The organism is Polynucleobacter duraquae (genome assembly GCF_000973625.1).
Taxonomy (GTDB): domain Bacteria; phylum Pseudomonadota; class Gammaproteobacteria; order Burkholderiales; family Burkholderiaceae; genus Polynucleobacter; species Polynucleobacter duraquae.
The window spans coordinates 417,502-436,772 of sequence record NZ_CP007501.1 but is presented as its reverse complement, the minus strand read 5'-3'; the positions used below and the strand labels follow the sequence as shown (position 1 = coordinate 436,772).

The 19,271-nt window shown below is 42.7% G+C and carries 22 protein-coding genes; all 22 read right to left on the bottom strand.

The genetic code is table 11. The annotated features are described in order from the left end of the window. Positions 1–3 precede the first annotated feature (3 nt). The gene (gene flgK, locus CL55_RS02370; RefSeq protein ID WP_046329700.1) at positions 4–1,473 is read right to left on the bottom strand and encodes a flagellar hook-associated protein FlgK; all 1,470 of its coding nucleotides are present in this window, start codon (positions 1,471–1,473) and stop codon (positions 4–6) included. A gap of 12 nt (positions 1,474–1,485) precedes the next feature. Continuing rightward, a complete protein-coding gene (locus CL55_RS10420) occupies positions 1,486–1,929 on the bottom strand; it encodes a hypothetical protein (protein WP_052728720.1) in 444 nt (147 codons plus the stop codon). Further along, positions 1,929–3,098, bottom strand: a complete 1,170-nt coding sequence (locus CL55_RS02360; protein ID WP_237150525.1) for a flagellar basal body P-ring protein FlgI — start codon at positions 3,096–3,098, stop codon at positions 1,929–1,931. The genes CL55_RS10420 and CL55_RS02360 overlap by 1 nt, the downstream gene beginning before the upstream one ends. Continuing rightward, positions 3,059–3,784, bottom strand: a complete 726-nt coding sequence (locus CL55_RS02355) for a flagellar basal body L-ring protein FlgH (protein WP_046329699.1) — start codon at positions 3,782–3,784, stop codon at positions 3,059–3,061. Before CL55_RS02355 ends, CL55_RS02360 begins: the two co-directional genes overlap by 40 nt. Next, positions 3,781–4,566, bottom strand: a complete 786-nt coding sequence (gene flgG / locus CL55_RS02350) for a flagellar basal-body rod protein FlgG (protein ID WP_046329698.1) — start codon at positions 4,564–4,566, stop codon at positions 3,781–3,783. Before flgG ends, CL55_RS02355 begins: the two co-directional genes overlap by 4 nt. A 17-nt stretch (positions 4,567–4,583) precedes the next feature. Further along, on the bottom strand, positions 4,584–5,345 hold the full coding sequence (locus CL55_RS02345) for a flagellar basal body rod protein FlgF (RefSeq protein ID WP_082091875.1): 762 nt from the start codon (positions 5,343–5,345) through the stop codon (positions 4,584–4,586). A gap of 17 nt (positions 5,346–5,362) precedes the next feature. After that, positions 5,363–7,096 carry a flagellar hook protein FlgE gene (locus CL55_RS02340; RefSeq protein WP_046329697.1) on the bottom strand — a complete coding sequence of 578 codons (1,734 nt, stop codon included), beginning with the start codon at positions 7,094–7,096 and terminating at the stop codon, positions 5,363–5,365. A 32-nt stretch (positions 7,097–7,128) separates the two neighbouring features. Then, positions 7,129–7,824, bottom strand: a complete 696-nt coding sequence (locus tag CL55_RS02335) for a flagellar hook assembly protein FlgD (RefSeq protein WP_046329696.1) — start codon at positions 7,822–7,824, stop codon at positions 7,129–7,131. Positions 7,825–7,856: 32 nt separating this feature from the next. Next, the gene (flgC, locus tag CL55_RS02330; protein WP_046329695.1) at positions 7,857–8,261 is read right to left on the bottom strand and encodes a flagellar basal body rod protein FlgC; all 405 of its coding nucleotides are present in this window, start codon (positions 8,259–8,261) and stop codon (positions 7,857–7,859) included. After that, positions 8,258–8,674, bottom strand: a complete 417-nt coding sequence (gene flgB / locus CL55_RS02325) for a flagellar basal body rod protein FlgB (RefSeq protein WP_046329694.1) — start codon at positions 8,672–8,674, stop codon at positions 8,258–8,260. Before flgB ends, flgC begins: the two co-directional genes overlap by 4 nt. Before the next feature lie 248 nt (positions 8,675–8,922). Next, the gene (locus CL55_RS02320; protein ID WP_046329693.1) at positions 8,923–10,566 is read right to left on the bottom strand and encodes a tetratricopeptide repeat protein; all 1,644 of its coding nucleotides are present in this window, start codon (positions 10,564–10,566) and stop codon (positions 8,923–8,925) included. 35 nt (positions 10,567–10,601) lie between these two features. After that, positions 10,602–11,660 (bottom strand): carbonic anhydrase, encoded by a 1,059-nt coding sequence (locus CL55_RS02315; protein WP_052728716.1) that lies wholly within the window; start codon positions 11,658–11,660, stop codon positions 10,602–10,604. Positions 11,661–11,807: 147 nt separating this feature from the next. Next, positions 11,808–12,575, bottom strand: a complete 768-nt coding sequence (locus CL55_RS02310) for a hypothetical protein (RefSeq protein WP_046329692.1) — start codon at positions 12,573–12,575, stop codon at positions 11,808–11,810. Continuing rightward, entirely contained in the window at positions 12,565–13,347 is a 783-nt protein-coding gene (locus CL55_RS02305) for a flagellar biosynthetic protein FliR (RefSeq protein WP_046329691.1), read from the bottom strand. Before CL55_RS02305 ends, CL55_RS02310 begins: the two co-directional genes overlap by 11 nt. A 3-nt stretch (positions 13,348–13,350) precedes the next feature. Beyond that, on the bottom strand, positions 13,351–13,620 hold the full coding sequence (locus CL55_RS02300) for a flagellar biosynthetic protein FliQ (protein WP_046329690.1): 270 nt from the start codon (positions 13,618–13,620) through the stop codon (positions 13,351–13,353). A gap of 5 nt (positions 13,621–13,625) precedes the next feature. Continuing rightward, a complete protein-coding gene (fliP, locus tag CL55_RS02295) occupies positions 13,626–14,372 on the bottom strand; it encodes a flagellar type III secretion system pore protein FliP (RefSeq protein WP_046329689.1) in 747 nt (248 codons plus the stop codon). Then, the gene (gene fliO, locus CL55_RS02290; RefSeq protein WP_046329688.1) at positions 14,369–14,707 is read right to left on the bottom strand and encodes a flagellar biosynthetic protein FliO; all 339 of its coding nucleotides are present in this window, start codon (positions 14,705–14,707) and stop codon (positions 14,369–14,371) included. Before fliO ends, fliP begins: the two co-directional genes overlap by 4 nt. Positions 14,708–14,713: 6 nt before the next feature. Then, entirely contained in the window at positions 14,714–15,091 is a 378-nt protein-coding gene (gene fliN, locus CL55_RS02285; protein ID WP_046329687.1) for a flagellar motor switch protein FliN, read from the bottom strand. 44 nt (positions 15,092–15,135) lie between these two features. Continuing rightward, positions 15,136–16,242, bottom strand: coding sequence for a flagellar motor switch protein FliM (gene fliM, locus CL55_RS02280; protein WP_052728715.1), 1,107 nt, complete (start codon positions 16,240–16,242; stop codon positions 15,136–15,138). 31 nt (positions 16,243–16,273) lie between these two features. After that, positions 16,274–17,011: a flagellar basal body-associated FliL family protein gene (locus CL55_RS10415; RefSeq protein ID WP_052728714.1), complete on the bottom strand. Its 738-nt coding sequence runs from the start codon at positions 17,009–17,011 to the stop codon at positions 16,274–16,276. 26 nt (positions 17,012–17,037) lie between these two features. Then, complete coding sequence (locus CL55_RS02270) at positions 17,038–18,798, bottom strand: flagellar hook-length control protein FliK (RefSeq protein WP_046329686.1); 1,761 nt, start codon at positions 18,796–18,798, stop codon at positions 17,038–17,040. 26 nt (positions 18,799–18,824) lie between these two features. Continuing rightward, complete coding sequence (locus CL55_RS02265; RefSeq protein ID WP_046329685.1) at positions 18,825–19,271, bottom strand: flagellar export protein FliJ; 447 nt, start codon at positions 19,269–19,271, stop codon at positions 18,825–18,827.

The window sequence follows — 19,271 nt, the reverse complement described above, 5'->3', positions numbered from 1 at the left end:
ATCCTAATTCATAATTGATAAAAGGGCGGTAAACATTTGATTGTCTACTTGAAGCACTTTTGTAGATGCCGAATAGAGCTGTTGATACTTTAATAAATTTGCTGCCTCTTCATCCAAATTAACACCTGAAATCGAATCTCGTTCATCAGTTAAAGTTTTTAAAACTGCTTGATCGGCTTTTTGACTACTTCTCCATGAGGCAACCTGAACACCCACATCACTCACTAAACTCGAAGTAGCATTTGCAAAAATAGATATTCTGTTAGAGGTTGTATTGGCCAGATCCGAAGTGATAATAGGCTCTCCATCATCATCAAAGTATGTCGATGGGTCTTGAGGCGCAATGGATACAAAATTACTGGCAACCAACCCTGCTGAAGTCATCGAATTACCAGAATCACCTAAATCAGAGTAAAGAGTAGTCATCCATGAGTCTAGGGCAATATCTGGTACATCATCAGCATAAGCAGTACTATCATCATCAAGATCAAAAATAGTGGCTGATCCCACCTCAAATCCAAAAAGTCCAACACCCGAGCTAGCACTAGCAATTGCTGTATTTGCAACCTTAACCAATCCAATAGCCAACGAGTCTAATCGCTGATTAATTTTTGGTACAAAACTATTGGCCAACTCCAGCAATGCACCTGCTTGCCCACCGTCTAAGTCCTGAATATTCAATATGGTTGAATTATTAGTACCACTTTTCAAAGAATATGTGCCGCTGCTATTGATTAGCAATTTATTGGCCATGGCTCCTTCTACTAAGGCCATTCCACCTACTAATTGCGTAACCGTACCATCTCCATTAATCAGGGTTTGACCACCTACTAATTTTTGTAATTGCGAACTTAATCGATCACGCTCATCTAATAAATCAGCAGATGGTGTTGAATTTCCTGCGCTAGTACTCTCAATAATTTTCTGATTGATTTGCGCTAGTGCTGGCAGGAGTGTATTGACTTGTTCTGCTGTATCAGACAAGCCTTTTTCTGCATCATCTTCTATTTGCGAAACCAAGCTTGTTATTCCGGTCATACGCTGTGCAACATCATTTGCTGCTGCGGTAATAGCCGCTGCCTGTGACTTACTAGTAGGATCTGCTGCGTAAGTCCCCATCGCATTAAAAAAATTACTTATGGCGGAATTTAATCCAGTAGAAGCGCCAGATACTAGAGTATCAATTGATTGCGTATATTGCACCAATGTATCGGAATAGCTAGACTTTGCCTCTTGATTCAATAGTTGACCATTGACTAAAGCTGAATATTGGCGTGTAAAACCACCCACCGCAAAGCTTGTGCCATTTAGCATCAAGTTGTTGGGTGCCATTGCATTTATGGTTGCAGTTGCGGATCGGCGAGTAAAGCCATCGACTGAAGCTCCAGCGACGTTTTGCGAGGTAATTAAGACTCCCGCCTGCGCTATGTTTAGCGCAGCCATTGCTGAATCGGTGATTGAATAGACGCCCATATAGTTTCCTTACTAAGGAGTAGCCCCAAATCCATTCGGTCTTTGCAATGACTGCAAAGTTTGCGCTGTAACTGGTGCTGAGCGAGGGGTTTCTAATGGTTTAACGGCTACTTTTTCATTTCCGATTAGCTTTCCTGCATTAGCCTGTGCAATTAATTGTTCCGCCATCTTATTTCCAAATCCGACACCTGGCCCCTTTGAGAGCATATCGGCAACATGGTCGTCCATCATCTCTAAGTATGATTTAGAGGCGCTATTTTGCCCATCCATTCCATTTAAGCTGGTATTGCGTGCTGAACTAAGCATCTGCCTAATTAAAGTGCGCTCAAAACCCTGTGCTGCCTGCTTTAATTTGGCTTCATCGCTTAAATTAGTTGAGCTAGTTTTTGTAGCTGTACCTTGTAAAAGTCTAACTACATCATGATTAATTGAAGGTGTTAATTGATTAGCATCCATTAAATTACCTCTAATTCTGCCCGCAGCGCTCCAGCGGCTCTCAGTGACTGTAAAATTGAAATCAGATCCTGCGGAGTAGCCCCCATCATATTGAGCGCTTTAACCACTTGGTCTAAAGAAGCACCGCCAGGAACTGAAATTAAACTATTTTCTTTTCCACTATCGCTGATAGTTGCAGTATCTTCGGTAACTGTTGTTGTCTGACCGCGACTAAATGGCAACGGCTGACTCACCGTTGGAGACTGCTGTATTTTGACGGTTAAATTTCCATGGGCAACTGCTGAAGGTGATAATCGGACTGCTTGATTCATGACAACAGAGCCTGTTCGTGAATTTAATATCACCCGCGCAGGTTGACTGCCCATCAGCACGTCTAAATCTTGTAACGCTGCCATAAATGCTGTTCTTTTTAATGGCTCTGTTGGTACTCGTACGTTGAGTGATCGAGCATCAATTGGCAAAGCAGTGCCAATTCCAAAGCGACGACCAATCGTCTCGGCGGTTCTTTGCATTAAAGAAAAATCAGCTTGACGTAAATCGAGTTGTACAAATTCATCAACTAGCAGAGCCGGCACAGCTCTCTCTACAATACCGCCTGAAGGGATTCGACCGGCAGATAGATGATTAACAGAGGTTGAGGCCCCACCTGATGCAGCCCGTGAACCTCCGATCACAACATTACCCTGAGCCTGTGCATAAACCTGACCATCAGCAGCTTTGAGTGGTGTCATCACTAAAGTGCCACCCTTTAAGCTAGTGGCATTACCCAAAGAAGACACTGTTACATCTAACTGCTGTCCGGGCCTAGAAAGGGCTGGAAAATCTGCAGTGACCATCACCGCTGCCGTATTACGAAGCTGAGTTTGATTCCCTGTTGATGGTAAGGTTACGCCCAAAACTCCAATCATTTGTAAAACACTTTGGAGAGTAAATGGCGTCTGTGTTGTTTGGTCACCTGTACCATCCAAGCCAACCACTAATCCGTAGCCTACCAACTGATTTGATCTTTGCCCTGCTATGTCAGTAAAATCTTTGATGCGATCAGCAAAGCAAACACTATTAAAACAACCTAGGCTTACTAGAATTAGTAGGCCTTTAGTCCATCGCAAAGTTACATTATTCATCTTCATCAGAATGGTGCGAGCTTCAGCATTAAACGCGTAAACCATCCGGTACCCTGGGTGTCATCTGTCGCACCGCGTCCGCGATACTCTATTCGAGCATCAGCTACTTGCTGTGAAGAGACTTGATTAAACACAAGAGTATTGGGGTTCACGATACCGCCAAAACGAATAATTTCCTCTTCATTACTAACGGCAACTTGTTTTTCTCCAGCAACAACTAAGTTACCATTAGAAAGAATCTCTACAACAGTTACAGTGATCGTACCAGCAAAGGTATTACTAGCGGCACTTGTACCTGCGCCCTCACTCTTGATATCTCCAGTACCGCTAAAGTTAGCTGCGTTTGCAAGACTAAACATAGCACCATTAAAAGTCGGGCTATTATTACCAAAGGTTGAGGTGCCATTTGCTTTTCGTGCAGCCGTCATACCAGAATTTTTTGCCGCACTGGTGGTTTCATTCAACACCACTGTGAGAGTGTCTCCTACGTTTCGAGCACGACGATCCTCAAAAAGTGGTCGATGACTCACTGCATTAATATAGGGTCCACCTGAATTAGCTGGATATAAGCTCCCCATATTCGCAGAGGTTTCCTGAATCGGACGTGGTCTTGCAGTAGTAGGAGTGGATAGTAAAGAAGGGCGATCTGCACTAGCACAAGCGCCCAACAAAATGGCACTCATGGCACTCACAAAGACATATCGTAAAGATCTACTGAGCTTCATCATCATTGACCTAAATTAGAGACGCGCTGCAAAATTTGATCAGAGGCAGATACAGCTCTAGTGTTAATCTCATAAGCTCGCTGTGCTGCTATTAAATTCACAAGCTCTTCGGCCACATTCACGTTGGACTGCTCGATGTAGTACTGATTCATCGTACCAAATCCATTTAATCCTGGTAAACCATTCGTTGCATTACCGGATGCTGGCGATGCAATATAGTTTCCGCCACCAAGTGCAACTAAGCCCGCAGGATTAATGAAGTTAGCCATGGATAATTGACCAACTTGCGTTATAGTTCCGTTTTGATTTGTAGCTTGTACTACACCTGAAAGGCTGATAGTAACGCCCGTTGCGGTAATCGGAATAGTCAATCCAGGTGAAACTACATTTCCGGATGATGTGACAATTTGTCCCGTTGCACTTGTACTAAACTGGCCATTACGGGTATATGCAGTAGTTCCATCAGCAAGTGCAATTTGAAAAAAGCCATTACCGTTAATAGCAAGGTCATATTGATTACCCGTTTTAAATAATGTACCTTGTAGATTATTACGCTCAGTAGAGGTAATCGCTGATCCAGATCCAATCTGCAGACCTGTTGGTAAAAGATTTTGCGCATTTGCTGCTGAGCCAGCAGCGCGAACAGTGGTGTAGAGCAAATCCTGAAATAACGGCTGGACCCGCTTATATGCAGTTGTAGATGAGTTAGAAAGATTATTAGCAATCGTATCTAGATTCATCTGCTGGGCATCCATGCCCGTCTTAGCTATCCATAATGAACGTATCATTTTTTTATCTTCTTATATTAGCTACGTGATAGTGATAACAGCGTAGTAGCAGATCTAGCATTTTGATCGGCCATCGTGATCGAGCGGGTGTTTAAATCAAATAATCGGCTTTGACCAATCATCTGCACCATCGCCATGGTTGGATTAACATTACTTTGCTCAAAAGCCCCCTGCACCACTTTGACACGCGAGTCAGAAGCTGCTTGCTCTCCTGGTAGGTCAAATAAGCCATCTTCTGCGCGCACTAAATTATTGGTATTTGGGTTAACTAGCTTTAACTTGCCGACTTGATTGAGAAACTGCGTTCCAGGAACCTGGGTATAAATTGCGCCGTCCTCAGCTATTTGCATTATTGATCCGGTTGGAATTGTGATGCTACCTCCATCACCGACCACTGGTATATCCTTGCCGATACTCAAAATTCCTTGGTCATTCACCATAAACTTACCAGCGCGGGTATAAGCCTCTTTCCCATCGGGCCTGCGGACTGCAAAAAACCCATCTCCTTTAATAGCTGCATCCAAGGGATTTGAAGTTGTTTGTATCGGCCCACCTGTAAAGTTACTCCCTGGGGTAGTTTCAACAGAAAATACTCTAGTGTCTGCTCCATTTCCTGTAAATGGTTCACCATCGCCTTTTAGAGGCACAGCACGAAACGCACTTATCACTTCCCTAAAACCGGGCGTTAAGCTATTTGCCAGATTATTGGAGGTAACAGCCAACTGATTAGTTGAAGCTGTTGCCCCCGTCATGGAAGTGTATGCGTATCGATTAATCATAATTTAGGAAGTGCTGCTTATCGACCCATATTAATAGCATCATCAATCAATGTGGAAGCCTGTAGTTTCAATGCTTGCGAAGTTGCTGAATACTGTCTTTGCAACACCATCAACTGAACTAGCTGAGACGTTAGATCCACATTTGAGGCCTCTAGTGCCTTAGATCGCACCTGACCCAATAAGCCACTTCCTGGAGCACTCAAAATAGGTTCGCCAGATGCGTCTGTTGCTGTAAATGTATTACTACCATTTGGCATTAAGCCATCAAGATTATAAAATTGTGCCAGTATTAACTGTCCCTTAACAAGAGTTTCACCGTTGTCATATGTTGCAACTAATTTGCCATCACTATCAATTGCATAGCTAGATAAATTAGACACGGTATGACCATCCTGACTATTAGCATATGTTTGAGAAGGCGCAGTCAGCGCTGTCATATCATCGCTAGTAATCGTAAATTGCATAATTCCGTAATCATCTGTACGACCATAGTCACCAGCGACACTTGAACTTAAGGCATTTATATATAAACTGGTTGATGCATCATTTTCAGGCGTTCCATCTGACCCCAATTGCAGGGTATCGATATTTTTACCCCCTAAAAAAGCCATGGTGCCAATGGACATTTGCTGAGTGTAGGTTGAAAGGTCGCTTTGCTGAATAAAATTCACATCAGCATCGGTATCTGGGTCATGGCCGACTTTGTTGCCATCAATGGTTGCATACACCTCAAATCTAGTTACGCTTGCTGTATATTTTGGGGTAGTAGTGTAGACACCGTTTGCCTCTACACCTATTCTCGTTTGGGTAATCGGAACATGTGTTCCATCAGATAAGGTCAGATCATAGGTTGATCCAATTGTATTTAATGTACCTCCTGTCAGGGTTTTCACAGCTCCTGTAATTGTTACATCTTCAGTATTAATCGTATTTCCACTGCCAAGAGCTCTCGCACCTGATGTAGTGACATACTTTTTATCCTCGCCTTTATAGGTACTTGCGATTAATGCTAACTGCTCGTTGTTTGGGCGTGTTATCGACTGAGTTGGATTGTAGGAGTAGCCACCCTCATCATCAAGTTCCAACGTTAAAGCCTGGGATGAAACTTGTTTATAGTATTTAGCTAATATATGTGCGGTACCATTTTGATCGTATATAGTCTGCGATGTTGCTTGGCTGTAGGTACTGCTATTCGTCGGACTAAAGGCATAGTCCAATGCACCATCTCTGGTATCCAAGTTCAAAGCCACTACCGAATTTTGAGTAGGTTGCGATGGCAGGGGGGTTTGATCTAATGTCATCACTGATTTTGCGCCAGCAATAATATTTCCAGATTCGTCTGATGGGTATCCAACTACTAGCAAGCCGCTTGGATTAACCATTCGGTTTTCACTATCGGTACCGAATTGACCGTTGCGGGTATATTCAAACTTACTTGGACTTTCTGTTGGAACAGTTCCAACAACGTCTTTTGCTAACATGAACATTCCAGGGCCAGTGATTGCTAAATCCAATGGATTTTGTGTAGATGTCACCGATCCATAGGATTGATCTCTTCTAATGGCTTGCTGTTGAGAGCCCATACCAACGCGATCTTTTGCCTGCGCATCATTTGCTTTAAAATACATATCAGCAAAGACAAACTGACCATTTTTATATCCAACCGTTTGCGCATTGGCGATGTTATTACTGACAACGTCAATTGCTTGTGAAGTTGTTGTTAAACCTGCTAATCCGATTCCATATCCCATTTTCGACTCCTTATCGTAATTTCTTTATTGATTTAATTGACCCATTGCTGGATTGTTGATGCATTAATCTGTCTTCCATCTTGTAAGGTGAGCAACGTTTCGCCTTTAGCTCCCTTAGTTACTGCAGCTACAGGGGATGCCACATAAGCTGTTAGAGACTCAGTTCCACCAGATGTATTTGTTCCGCTAATACTTATGCTGTATGTCCCTGCGGTTACTGTATTACCATCCGCATCTGTACCATCCCATGCAAAATTTCTCATTCCAGCAACCACAGCACCCAGACTTGCGCTATTGATTACATTGCCACTAGCATCTTTAATTGTTGCCACTGCTGAGCTCATCGGATTTGCAGCATTTGCACCCAAGATCACTGGGCTTGTTCCATCAAAAGCAATTGTGTTTCCTGCCACTGCTGGACTATGTCCTATGAGCGATGCTTGATTCATAAAGTCAACACTCTGCATTTGATTGAGCATCGCCGTCATTGAGGTGTTCATATTGCTCATGCTCGTCACCATATTGAGCTGAGACATTTGTGCCGTCATGGTAGAGGCATCCATTGGCGCCATTGGGTCTTGATTTTGAATCTGCGCTATTAGCAACTTTAGAAAATTCTGAGTTTCATCTGCTGCCGATGTTCCAATCGATGAAGATGAAGCAGACGTGCTCTTAGCTAGAGCTGGATCGTATACCGGGATGTTGCTCATCGGACCTGTTGTTGTCATATCTTCCTCAGCTCTTTATCTGTTCAAAAAAACTAGCGACCTAAATCTAAGGTCTTCAACATCAATTGACGTGAAACATTCATTGCTTCAATATTCATTTGATAAGAACGTGATGCTGAGATCATATTGACCATTTCTTCAACTGGATTCACGTTAGGCATTTCTACATAGCCCGCAGCATTGGCTTTGGGATGCCCTGGCCGATACTCCATTCGAAGTGCGGCATCGCTCTCTACAATGCTTTTCACAGCAACCCCTGATCCTGGAGAGCCTGGTTTCATCAAGGCACTAAATTCAACTTGTCTAGCACGATAAGGTCGGCCATCGGGACCAGCAACACTCTCGGCATTGGCAATATTGGAGGCGGTCACATTCAAGCGCATAGCTTGCGCCGTTAACCCTGAAGACCCAATATCATAAGCAGCAAGTAGACTCATGAGGGCTGCCCTTTAATGGCGGTTAAGCGACTATCTAGAGTGCCACCTAAAAAACGGAGTGCAGCCTCGGTAAATACTGAGTTTTTCGTAAACTCACTCAACTCCACGTCACTATCGACTGTGTTGTCGTCTTTAGACGGCTGATTTGGTACGCGATACATTAGACGAGGGTCATCCTTACTATTGCTGCCTTCAATGTGCCCAGCATGAGTTGTCGTCATGGACACACCTGTTGAGGGTAACTTGCCTTCCAATTGCGCCTTCAACACGTCAGCAAAGCGTATATCTCTAGCTTTAAAGCCAGGAGTATCCGAGTTTGCCAAGTTGTTACTCAAAATTTGCTGGCGATAAGTACGCAACTTCAGCGCGGTTTCACCAAACATTAATGAGTCGTATTGCGGCACTGCATTCATTTCATCTCCTCCCCTAATTGGGAATGATCTAAACCGAGGGGAAAGTCCTCATGAATGAATATGCAAGGAGCGTGCCAGTTTTGAAAATATATGAATATATGCCCGCCCTTTCTGGCGAGGACCAGAATAAATGGGGGGAATATGGGGCAGAGCCCTTAATAGGCAAAAATTGCCTATTAAGGGCTTGATTTGGCAATAATTACCAAAAAAGATAGTAAATCTTGATAAAAATTAGAAAATTTGGAAGCTTATCTAAATTGAGCTATTAGTTCTAGTTCAATCTTTTTTAGCGCGCTTGACCAATCCCCCAATTGATCCTGTCTAAAGATTTTAATTGTTGGATACCATGGCGAAGACTCGGTGTTTATTAACCAACGCCAATCGGCGTTATCACTCAGCAAGAGCCATGCCCTCTTGCCCATAGCCCCAGCAAGGTGGGCAATACTAGTATCTACGGTAATGACTAGGTCTAAGCAGTCAATTAACGCCGCGGTTTCATTAAAATCAGTTAGGTTGTTTGCATAATTTGAAATAAAAGGATTTCTTTCCAATACCTTTAAGTCAAAATCACTTAATTCCTTTTGCAGACTTACATACTGCAAATCGCTTGGTAAGAATGAAATTATCTGAAGTAAGGGGACGCTCCTATTGGCATTCTCTTTAAATAAGGTATTGCCACTCCATACCAATCCAATTCTAGGCTTTTGCTTTCGGCCAAGCCTATTTTTCCATTCCGATACTTTAATAGGACTACTAAAAATGTAAGGATTGTCAGAGTGAATATCAATACATTTTTCTTGTAAAACAAAAGGGAGACTTAGCAACGAACTTCTGTAGTCACATTCCGGTAATGCCCCCTCAATGCTGATAATGTTCCATAAGGGGTTTGATTCCGACAATAAGTCAACTAAAGATTTTTGAACTGCGACAGTTACGCGAGCATTTAGATTGGCAATCTTTTTTACATAACGATAAAACTGAATAGTGTCACCTATCCCCTGCTCACTGAAAAGTAAGACAGACTTATTTGCCAATTGATCCAATTCAATATAGCTATATTGAAGTTCTTGTCTTACCAAAGGAAATGCTGGAGCCCTTTTTAACCTAGCCTCATAAAGCATCCACCCCTCTTCAAACCTTCCTAGCTTTAACAATACTAGACCCTTATTCCATAGGGCCTCTGAATAATCGGGTCGCAGAAGAATTGCACAATCAAAACTGTGAATAGCGGCATCAAAATACTTATGCCCCAATTGCGCAATACCGCGATTATTAAAAGCCTCAGGAAAATCATCTTTTAGATTAATTGCCAGATCAAAGCTATTGATAGCATCATCAAAATACTTCTTTTCTAATTGAGCAAGACCTCGATAATAAAAACTCATTGGATCTTGTGATCTGAGCTTTATCGCCTGATCAAAGCTATTAATAGCACTGTCAAAATACCTCTTTTCTAGCTGGGCTAGACCCCGTTTCGTATAGTAAAGCACAACGGAAGGATTTAAAGATATTGCCAAATCAAAGCTTGCTATTGATTCATCCAATAACCCCTCTTGGTGAAGCGCACAACCAAGATTTGCATGAAATTCAGGTACATTATTATGAGGCGATGCAGAAATTGCTTTGTTAATAAGGGCTATAGCATGCGGGTATTCTTTTTTTTGCAAAGCGATAAGGCCCAATAAATTCATAGCATCGGTATGCCCCGGATCTTTAATGAGAATTTTTTCATAAATTAAACCAGCCTCCTCAAGCATTCCATTTTGATGAAATGCGATAGCCATATCTACCAAATCAAATATCTGAGAATGGCTATTTAATTCAAAAGCAATCTTCTCAGAAATATTAATATTTCTGAGAGATTGATTAGAAATTTTTTTTATTTGACTCATGGCATTGGCTTTAAAGTCACTTTATCGATCTATCACTACTTAGTCGCTTTAACTAATCTATCGCCTTTAGGCTGCAGGGGCCGTGCATTCATCGGGTACATGCGATCAAAATTCTTTACTTGCTCCTCACTAACATAAATCGGATTTTTCAGAACAAGCCAAAGAACATTCTCAGTACATGGTGGCTCTGTTAAAGATCCCATATACGTGAAATAGTTTTTATCCGCTGGCAATAATTGATTAATATCAATCATGACTCCAGGCATCTCGGTCTTACCCTTAACTAATGGGACGTTATTCCAGAGGGTATTAATAAAAGCATTTTCTTTAACAGCATCATCACCCCACCAATATTTTCTCGAACTTGCTGGTTTAACTGTGCTCATTAAGACTGCGACAACTGCAATGCTGCCTTCATGGTGCTGGTGTACTAAATGTGCCACCATATCAGTGCGCTCTCCATTGATTGCCTCTTCGCTAGGCTTATGGAAGTGAAACTGAACTAGTCGATATTGCCTTCCATCCACCATCAGATTGCTGCCCTCACCATAATTCACCATGATGGTATGGCCATCATCGATGATGGATAAAGGTGATGCTCTATAAATAAACTCTATGGGGTTTAATTCTGCTTTGACAGCCCTATCAACATTGATATTAATAGGCGACTGACTCTTTCCCTTGAGGCAGGCTAAGTTCTCTTTACCTAAATTACCCCAGTTATCTGGGCCGCCTGGTCCATCAAAATACGACCATTGATGAGCATGCAATTCTTTTTCAGCAGGCTTAGTGGACGCTTTTACTACAGGCTTATTTTTTGTTTCTTTAGAAACAGGGGCGGAGCCACCAGCCGGTAAGTCGCTAGTTCGAATAACAATATCGCCCGATCCCTTACTGATTTTATTTGTCAGCGCCTTACTCATCTCATCATCACTTGATGGCGCTGGAGATACTGTTACCTTGGCCTTATCAACAACTTTATCCGCTACATTGGCGGTTGGAGCAGGATCAGATGCCATTACCGGTCGCGTAGGCAATAGGCAAAGAGCAAGGGCTAATGCCAAAGCATAAGGGCTGAGCATTCTATTCATCATGAGTTTGCTTACGGCAATATTTGCAATTTCGTTTAAGAAAGATTTGCAAATATATTTTTAGAAGGCTTAAATACCCACTTAAACCGGTCTATTTGAGGCTCCATTACCAACAACTAGGCAAGTTGAACTATCGGAGGATGCTTATTTTTACTTCCTAGCGGGCTTCTTAGCGGGACTGGTGGGTGCAACATTACTATTGCTTGAAGTTGGCAGTGGATCTATCTGAGGGGTGCGACTATTACCAAACATCCACTCACACTTCATCAAACCTGCAGTATCTTGCCGACTATCAAGCGGTGTTGACTGCTTTAATGCCACCTCAAGGGCTGCATCACTTGGTGGTGGGGTTAAATCATTGCTAGTGTACCATTTCAGAAATCGTTGATACCAACCTGCTTTTGGCATCTTACCAGGATCAGCATAATAATTAGAGCTGCAAATCTGCAACCTTCTTTCAATTTCACTGGCAGGCAAATAGTAGCCCTCAATTAATAAATCGGCTATCTTTCCGTTGCAACGAGCCCAACTGGCCAACTCTATTTTAGCTCCTGTCGTATTCGATACAGGTTTTTCCAATACAAGAGAATCAATTTCACATTGCATGCGTTGGCCACGTATTTTTAACTTATTGCATGTTTCAGGGCCAGTATCAGCATATGGATCATTTTTAGATGTCGCAATTGAAAAAGGGAATTTCTTATCACATTCATCGGGACCATCTGGCGCTTGATTGAGTGAATTTTGTCTTAAAACTAACTGCTCATTTGGGGTAAGCCCCTCCTCAACTGAAATTGTTACTAGAGGGGGCATATCTGATGGATTTACACTCTGACAGCCTGCAGAAAAGCTAGCAATAATTAGTAAAACTCCACCTATTGATTTAAGCGGGATTTTTAAATTCGGATTATTTTCCATTAGGCATCTCCAAACCCTGACGGATAAGTTGCAAAGGATTTTCAAGAGAGCGCTCTAAAATAAACTGCAGATCTGGCAAGATCAAAAAGATTACTAAAAAGGCTAAGGGTATGCTAATTGCAAACCCCACAGAAAATAAATTCATTTGCGGGCTAGTTCTTCCTAAAAACGCTTGAATTAGATTAAACATCATATAAACCAGCAGTACTGGCATCGATAGAATTAAGCCCAAACGAAATGATGCGGAAAATAAATCTATCAATCCTTTAGAAGTCCAAGATTGCGGCCAAACGCCTAATGGCACTGTTTTAAAACTACTCAAGACTAAATCGATTAAAACTAAATGAATATTGAGTGTAAATGCAAGCGCCAAAACCACCAAGCCTAAAAACTGTGACACCAAGCCAGACGCCAAAGAAGGATCGAAAAAGTTAGTGGATGCAAAACTAAAGCCAGCTAAAAAAGATAGCACTTCTGCTGCAATATCAACCACCATAAATGCTATGCGTACAGCAAATCCAATGAAAGCACCAATAGCTAACTCAATCGCCGAAGCAAAAAAAGTAATACTTCCTGGGTATGGAATTTTTTCAGTTCCTAGTAGTGGCAGAAGATAAATACCAAATGCCAAAGCAACAAATAGACGAAACTGTAACGGAATTGTTCTTAAGGCGAACATGGGTGCAGTCAAAAGTAGTCCAAAAACTCTTAACGAGGCGAACATAAAGATCGCCATGTACTGCTCAATTTGTAGGCCGCTTATGGTCAACATGAATTAACTGACTAATCCTGGTATTCGCGCAAAGAGCTCTCTCATGTAATCCGTAAACAAAGACAGAGTGACTGGGCCAGCAACAATAACAACACCAGCAAATACTATTAGCTTTGGAATGAATGCAACTGTGGACTCGTTAACCGAGGTGGCTGCTTGCAAAATACCAATGATTAATCCTACGACTAATAGTGCCATGAGTATGGGTCCCGCTAAAACTGCCACCATCCTCAAGGCCTGATAAACCAAATCGAGAACGACCCCACTCTCCATGACAGTTAATTTATATAACTTTGGACTAATGAGGTCGAGAGCAAGACCCAACCATCTGCCAAGGTAAATACAATCAACTTCAATGGTAAGGAAAACATCATTGGTGAAACCATCACCATACCAAGAGAAGTTAAGATGCTAGCAACTGCAAAATCAATCACTAAAAAAGGTAAGAAAATAACGAAGCCAATTAAAAAACCTGTCTTAATTTCCGAAATTGCAAATGCTGGAATTAAAACCGTGAACGGAACATCTTCACGCGCTTCAATTTCTACGCCATATAACTTGACGAATAAATTTAAATCGTCCTTACGTGTTTGTTTCAGCATAAATTCTTTTAAGGGCTTTGATCCAATTTCTATCGCTTGAGGGAAAGCCATCTTACCGACAGAATATGGTTGATAAGCATTTTTATACATAGAATCAAAAACTGGATTCATGATGAATAAAGTCAAAAATAAGGAGAGCCCTATTAATACGATATTGGGCGGCATAGTCGTTAGCCCCATCGCCTGACGTAGCAATGAAAATACAATCAAAATCCTTGTAAAGCTGGTCATCAAAATTAATGCCGCAGGCAAAAAACTCAGCGCAGTAAGAGCCAGTACTGTTTCAACTGGTACTGAGTAGGATGTACCCCCACCGACCTGCTTTGTGGTTACTAGCGGTAAAGTTTGACTCCAAGCAATCAATGGGAAAAACCCGAGTAGTCCTATTACCCCTGTAATGTAAAAGGTAATCTTATTTTTCAACCGATTTTCCTTTTGACCAAAGCGCGTAACTGATTGGCAAAATCAGTGCTACTGGGCTGAGGTTTCATGTTAGCTACATCTTCAGGATCTAATTCGGTCAACAAATTAATTTGGGTTGGGGTATGCCCGATTACCAAAATGCGATTGAGTACATTCACAATAACGACTCGCTCTCTTGGGCCTAGAGCCTGTTGTGCCAAAATCTTGACATGGGGATTGCTTGCGCGCACTGCAGAATCACGTTTTACTAAATATGCTACAACCCAAATCAGTGCCGCAGCGAGTGCCAGCCAGATGAATGAGAAAAGCAGCATGCCACCAACTGATGTGCCCATTTAAAATTAACGATTAATTTTACGCAGACGCTCTGCGGGGGTAACAATATCAGTCAAGCGGATACCATAACGATCATTCACAATTACCACTTCACCTTGGGCCACTAGACATCCATTCACAACTACCTCTAGCGGCTCTCCAGCAAGAATATCGAGCTCGATAACAGAACCATAAGTGAGATTCAAGAGATTGCGAATTTGCATTTTTGCGCGTCCAAGCTCAACTGTGACTTGAACCGGTACATCCATCACTAAATCAATATCATTAAAATCTGCGCCAGATTTCGCGCCATCCTCTAAGTTATTAAATGTGGCTTTACGAAGGGAACCAGAAACATCAGCACTCGTTAGTGTTTTCGCTAAATCATTATCGTTTTCAGCCATCTTGATCCTCTTTAATCTCTTCTATGCCTGCTTGATACCTGGGTTCATTTGGGGTCTAGCTCATCCGCAAGCTGACCTATTGTATCGCTTGAAACGTCAGTTTCATTGGGTTTAGGAGCTTGAATTGGACTATGGGACTGAGAGTGCTCCCCAGACTGCTCATACAACTCCCCTTTTTCCGCACTTCGCATCATACTTGGGCCTAAGCGCGCTTTTTCTAGGGGGCTTTTTAAAAATTCTGCAGGATGTTGAATCGTGCTTACTTTGACTGAATAGCGGCCTTCTTTTACACCATATTGCCCCTTAATCACTGGCAAGCCATCAACATAAACTGTAACTGGATCATTAATCTCAATTGGAATAATGTCCCCAACCGATAGAGATGTAATTTCACGCAAGAGCATCTGCTTACGTGCCAATACCGCTACTGCAGTCACTGGAGCCTCGTGAACTTGATCGTTTAATAAATTAGTCCAATGCTCATCCGGCTCACTTGCAAAGCCTTGCATGTTGTTATACAAAATGGCTTTGATTGGCTCCATTACCCAGAATGGAATGCACAGGTCGACATCACCTGGCCTACCATTGATCTCAATAGTAAATTTAGAATGGAGCACCATCTCCCCAGGAGAAGTGATTTTGGCGAATCCAAAGTTAGTCTCTTGTCGCATGAAATCAAACTTAATTTCGTAAACTGCTTTCCAAGCCTTCTCGTAGTCATTTAGTAGTGCATCAACAAGACGACGAATAATTCGCAACTCAGTGGGTGTGTACTCACGCAAACTCAGTCTAGGCGCCAGTCGACCTTCGCCACCAAACATATTATCAATCGCGATATAGACAACTCCAGGATCTACGATCCAGCATCCAACACCGCGCAATGGACGTATGCCAACAATATTAATATTCGTGCGCTCAGGGAATTCGGATACAAATTGCTCGTAGCTTTTAACGCTCGGCATATGCATCTGCACCTCAATCGGTGCTCGGATCATGTTAAACAGGGATAAACGGACCGCCCGACAAAAGCGTTCGTGTATGAGCTCCAACGTCGGCATGCGCCGACGAGCAATAATCTTCGATTTGTCGAACATTGACTGCTGATCTTCAGCCGCAATGTTCATCTCGACATTGATTGCTCCTGTCGCCATATCTTCCTAAGTGGACTGTCTAGTAGATATTTTACTGCATTACAAAAGTATTGAATAGAACCGCCTGAACAGGTAGATCCATCTCCGTAACATTCCAAAATTCTGCCGCAGCCCTGGCAGCTTCACCAGTAATCTTCTGACCTGAAGAAGTTTCTTTTGGTACAGCGCCAATTCTCTCTAAATTCTGAATATCAGCTGTTGATGGTTGTTGCTGAAGTATGTAAATAGCAGTTAACTGCGGGGCAATAATTGAATTAATTACCAGTGCGACCTCGCGAGCCATCATTGTTTTGCCCTCTACAGTCGCTAATTCTTGCATTTGGCGTGAGGATAAAACTGTAATGACTTTATCCCTGATAACGGGCATAAACTTCTTGATCTTATCTTCAGTAGATCCATCATTTGTTCTAAGTACCATCTTGGTCTGCAGGTAATGCTCTCCTCCTCTGCCAGGGAGGTTTACGATCATTTCATCTAGAGCAATGTAAATAGGGGCTGCATTATCTTTGCGCTCCATCAATTGCTTCTTCAGAATATTTTCAGGGCGTTTATCTTCAGCTTCTTGCTGTCTTTTAAGCTCAGCGTTATGTTGCATATAAAAATAGCCGCCAACTACTCCAACCAATACTACTATCAATCCTATGATTAAAAATAGCATTTTTTTGCTTTTAGGCTTTTCCTCTTCAACCTGTACCTGCTCTACGATAGGTGGAGGAGGTACCCCGCCATTTACATCTAAGGTGGGCTCTACGCGTTCTTCATCAGCCATGCTAATTCCCTTTTATTTTCATCATATTAAGCAAACAGATGAACTGTTCCGCCAGCACCCGTATTATGACCCGAACCCATAAGACCTATTGCTGCAAGGTTTTTAGGGTTGGGATTCACAATCTGCTGATTAGCATAATAGTCCTGACGGGCATTATTAAAGGATTGGCCAGATGCCTGTTGAGACTGATTTTCCTGCCTAAGATCAAGGGAAAGATTGAGGCCCATTTGTGCAAATTCTTGCTTTAAGTTTTGACCGCCCTGGTCTAAGCGAGATTTTGTGGCATCACTTGCACCTTCGACGATCAAATGAGCATAGCCATTTTGGTTAATATGTAGATCGATTCGGATGGTACCCTGCTCTGGCGGCGTTAATTCAAACATAATACGGCCGCCACCAGACTTAGCAGCACTCATGATCTCACTATGTAAGGGACCACTCACTAAAGAAGCTTCTGTTTGCTTGATTTGAAACTTTTGGAGTGCCTCTGAGGTCTGACTATCCAAGCGCGCAAGGCCACTATATTGAGTGCTTAGGCTATTGGCATCTTGACCAGCTAATTCTGTTATCTTCTCACGCTCTGGATTCTGAGAATCAGACTCAGGTGTAAGGCGGGGTAAGGTATCAAGCCCTTTATTTTCTTTGGATGCCTGACCTGCAAATAAAGGCATCAAAGCATTATCAGTGTTCTTCGTGTTTTGAGAAACCGTACTCGGAGTATTTTGACGATCCATCTCAATACTTCTGTCTTGTGAAGTCTGTAAGGTGAGCTTTTCTGCAACTCCTAGGGTCGAAGCAATAGTCACCGCTTCTTGCTTAAGGTCTGATGAAGAAGCTTGCGTCTTCATTTGTGTAGTTTGGCCAAATAAACTAGCCAATTGGGGCGTTAATGGCAAATTACTTTGCTGCGCTAGATCCTGGATCGCACTAGCGAGCTCTGGGGTCAGCGTAATTTTAGGGGCTTGGCTAGCTGCTGTTTGGCTAGTTTGGCTCGCTTGAGCAACCAGTCCCTTTAACTGCTCTAGGGCACTGGCTTGGACAGCCGTTGTAGGTTGCGCTTGCTGCGCTAGATCCTGGATCGCACTAGCGAGCTCTGGGGTCAGCGTAATTTTAGGGGCTTGGCTAGCTGCTGTTTGGCTAGTTTGGCTCGCTTGAGCAACCAGTCCCTTTAACTGCTCTAGGGCACTGGCTTGGACAGCCGTTGTAGGTTGCGCTTGCTGCAACATTTGCATTAACTGAGCAACTTGGGGGTTTTGAGGAGTTAAGTTATTTCCTTGCCCAGTATCCCTCATTGCTTTTGCAAGCGCTTGTGTGATTAACCAGTTTTGCTGGGGATTGATGTTTTGACCTTTCAGACCAAGAGCGCCAGGTAAATTCAATCCAGCCGCTGTCTTGCTTGAATCTACCGCATTCACCCCAACACCACCATTAGGCAATGGATTTACCATTGCTGGCTGATTAACGACTGGATTAATGAGGCCTTGCGCTGCTAACTGAGCTGCCAGCAACTGCATAGGATCGGTAATTTTTGCAGAATCTTTATCTTGCTTTGTAAATCCAGGCAAATTTTGCATACCTAGAGTGCCTAAACCATTTTTTAGGCCACTTAATTTATCTGAATTTGTCCTCGCATCCATGCGGGCTAGCATCTTTTGGTTTAAGGATGTCAAGAAAGTATCAAAACCAATAGGCATGGCAGAGCCACCGGCAAGACTACCCGGTTGAGCAATAGCCTCGCTTATGGGGCTAAATGCTGCTTGCATCTGTATTTGACTAACTGTTGGCATGCTCTCTCCAAATGGAACACTACCAACTATGCATCTTTCGTGCCAGATTTATAACTCAGCCTTGCTGAGAAGTTATCTTCAAACTGGCTTAACTCTGCTTTAGCCTGTTTTCTTTTGGCCTCTCGGTGCATTTTATCCACCAACTTAGATAGCCCCCGAGTACGCATTCTGGCCATAGTAGCTGTTTTTAAGGTGTCCTCAGAGGCTCTGGCTAAGCCTTGAATCTGCCCATCCATCTCAATGGCGCTGTGCAGCAGCTTTTCTCTAAAAGCATTGGCATCTTGGATGAAGGCTACCGAAGATCCTCCTTTTGCACCTGCAAGCATTTGGGATTCATAGTCTTTGGCGTATGCAAGCACCTGATCTTTAAAGGCTTTTTGCTGATTTACTTGACTAGCTACGCGTTTTGCCCGCGCCATAGCTTGATCTTCCCGTATTTTGGCTAAACGATGTAGGAGCTCTATGGCGTTCAT